General features: G+C 52.9%; 1 protein-coding gene and 1 pseudogene. One reads left to right on the top strand and one right to left on the bottom strand.

Features of this window, described 5'->3' with window-relative positions; genetic code table 11:
* On the bottom strand, window positions 1-2,688 hold a 2,688-nt coding region (locus H1D41_RS18190), incomplete at its 3' end, for a hypothetical protein (protein WP_228850258.1).
* 196 nt (window positions 2,689-2,884) lie between these two features.
* Between H1D41_RS18190 and H1D41_RS18185 the strand changes: the two are divergent.
* Window positions 2,885-3,245 (top strand): annotated as a pseudogene (locus H1D41_RS18185) (transposase); the annotation flags it as partial.

Genomic DNA, 3,245 nt, shown 5'->3' with positions numbered 1-3,245 from the left:
GGCTTTGTAGACGAACCGTGCCTTCGGCGTTGCGCCGTTGTCTGCGACCCAGAGAAGTAGCTTTTCGCGGACCACCTCCACAGCGCCCCCGGCTTCCAGCCACGCTTTGTAGACGAACTGTGCCTCCAGCGTTGCACCGTTGTCTGCGACCCAGAGAAGCAGCTTTTCGCGGACCGCCTCGACAGCGCCCCCGGCATCCAGCCAGGCTTTGTAAACGTGGCTTGCCTCCAGCGTTGCACCGTTGTCTGCGACCCAGAGAAGCAGCTTTTCGCGGACCGCCTCGACAGCGCCCCCGGCATCCAGCCAGGCTTTGTAGACGAACCGTGCCTTCGGCGTTGCGCCGTTGTCTGCGACCCAGAGAAGTAGCTTTTCGCGGACCACCTCCACAGCGCCCCCGGCTTCCAGCCACGCTTTGTAGACGAACTGTGCCTCCGGCGTTGCACCGTTGTCTGCGACCCAGAGAAGCAGCTTTTCGCGGACCGCCTCGACAGCGCCCCCGGCATCCAGCCAGGCTTGGTAGACGTGGCTTGCCTTAAGTGCTTTGTCGTTTCCGTCAAGCCAAGGCACCAGATACGGTAAAACATCTTCTGTTGGCGTTGCCGATTTCAGCAGAGATACAATGAGGTAATGGCTGTCGAGAGCCTCAGGTTCCGCGAGAACCCGCTTAATGACATCGTCGTGAAAACGCGTGGGATCAAACGCATAAGCCAAACGCACGACCATGTTGGATGGATGTTGAAAAGCAACGGCACTGCCAAGCGGCGTGTTCAAAGCCAATTCAGCCGTCACACGGTCGATCACGGCTTGGCCTTTTGTGGCCACCCACTCACCCGTCCGCGCAAGAGTGAGATGGGCCTCTGGCGCTTCAGACAATCGCTCCCTCAGTTCGCTGGAGGATGCCAGCAGCGTGATCAAGTCTGCGGGGCGAAAGAGGCGTGTTTTTATTAAACTAGGCAGGGCTGCAAGTGTTTTTTCATCATCGCAGGCCATCAAGGTTTCAGTCAGTGTCTTACCTGACAACCTCTCGAACACAGGATGATCTCCTAGCCGATCCAACGCGGCCATGCAGCGGTCGAGACGGCCTTCTTTCAAAGCCTTCACCGCGATATCTTGGATCTTATCCTGTTCAGCTCCAGGCATTGCTGACAAATGGCGCGCGAGGATTGCATCGGCCAAAACGTCATGTGCAGCCGAATACAATTCACCTTCGGGTTCGATCCAACGGTCCGCTTTTAAAATATCGAAGATATCACGCTTCAAGCCAGATTCCGCTCGAAATGCGCTTGCTTCCGTTTTCGGCATAGGTAGTCGCGCTGCCAAGTCAGCAAGCAAGCTTTGGACGGGCTGCTCAGGAAAACGATCTTCGATAGCTTTCAGGCGTACAGTAGACCACCCAGTGAAATCATGGACTGAAGCCATACCACCGAATTGTAAGTCAAACTGCGTTCGATCCTTCTGAAAAAGGAACCCAGCAAACGCGGCCATCACCGGCAGCCCCCTGCAGCTAAGCGCTACTTGTTCGCCCTGTGGAATTTCAAAATGACGAATGATTTTTCTGGTAAGCCAATCTTCGAATTCATCTCGATCCTTTTGCGGAGACAGGTCGGTAAATTCGGGTTGGAGGTCAATTAACCGATCAGACACCCTTTGAAGCGAACTTGATCGCGTCGATGCGAGGATAGAGATTCGGTGTTTTCCATCAGATGCAAGTCTGGTCACGGCCTCAGCTAGCTGATCAAGCCCCTCGAATGCCTCAGCATAATCGATAAAGAGAAGTATTTTTGCACTATCTGCGTGGCTTTGACAAATTGCGTCAAGTTCAGCAACACTTGCCTTGCGATCAAGGCGGATTGGCCACCATCCAGCCTTCCGCACATTCTCGCAGAGTTCAATCGAAAGGCGGGTTTTACCAACCCCACCTGGTCCGAAAATCACACGCGCCCTAGCATCGTTTCCTTGGGTCAAAAACTTGTGGATGGCATCGAGCTGTGACACAGGCCTTTGCTTTGTTTCAAAAAGATATGAATCGAGGGAAAAATAAGGTAGGTTTTGATTTGTCAGAAATTGCTTAAAGCCCGTCTCAGAGCCGAAGCTGGCAGCAATCTCGCTATAGCCCTGCGGGAAGCCACCAAACCAGCGGTAGAAGAGTGGTGCAAGCATCGCGCTTTGGCCTACTAGATCGTCCCAATACCTCAGATCCACTTCGATATCGCCGAGGTGGCCCAGTTGATTGTGTTCTTGGGATAGCTCCCTGAAAAAACTTGAAATCGTCTCGCGGAGTTTGTTCCGCTTGTCGGCACTCGCGCAGATTGACGATGTAACGAAGGTGTATTTCTTAAGGTTACCCTCGGACCTCAACCACGGCCTGTACTTTTTACGTCGTTTCTGATCGCCTTGAGCTAATAGAATAAGGTTGCCTTTAAGATGACTCCTCACTTCGCTCCAACGGTCTTCGGCGGTTGATTTAGTGTTTGCCCCAATGAATTTGCATTCAACAATCTGCTCTAGTCGGTGGTTAGTGTCGGCAAGGTCGATTGCGCCATCAGCACCACGAGCCAATCCCCGGACTAGTTTATTTTCAGGGGCGTGTAAGCGCATGAACTCATCAACGAACCGTTCAAACGCGCTGCCATCATCCTCCCTGCTGAGATTGCGCTCATCAAAACGCTTTGAAACAAAATCATTCATTCTTTGACACAGTTTTCCTCAGATGCCTTCATTGACGCTGAAAGGATTATGTATGACGAGTAACGGTGACACAACTTAAGGCTCTCAATAAGGTCTTCACTCTGCATCAAACGCGCCCGATAGCAAGGCAGTTTGGACCTGTCGCGGTTTGATGCCGCTCCTTTGATAGCATTTACTGCAACAAAGGAGACTGACTATGGGACTGAAACGGACGGACGAATTCCGGCAAGATGCGGTGCGTATCGCATTAACCAGTGGGCTGACGCGTAAGCAGGTAGCCGACGATCTGGGTGTTGGCATGTCGACGCTGAATAAATGGATCACCGCGCACCGAGACACTGACGTGGTTTCCAAAGAGGATTTGAGCCTGGCTCAAGAGAATGATCGACTTCGGCGGGAGAACCGGCTCCTGAAGGAGGAGAGGGAAATCCTAAAAAAGGCCACCCAGTTCTTCGCGGGTCTAAAGTGATGAGATTTAGGTTTGTCGAAGAACACAGGTGCAGCTTCCCAGCCAACCGGCTGTGTGATGTCGTTGGCGTCAGCACACGCGGGTTACG

This window comes from Halocynthiibacter styelae, assembly GCF_016123485.1.
GTDB lineage: Bacteria > Pseudomonadota > Alphaproteobacteria > Rhodobacterales > Rhodobacteraceae > Halocynthiibacter > Halocynthiibacter styelae.
This window is presented reverse-complemented; position numbering and strand designations above follow the sequence as displayed.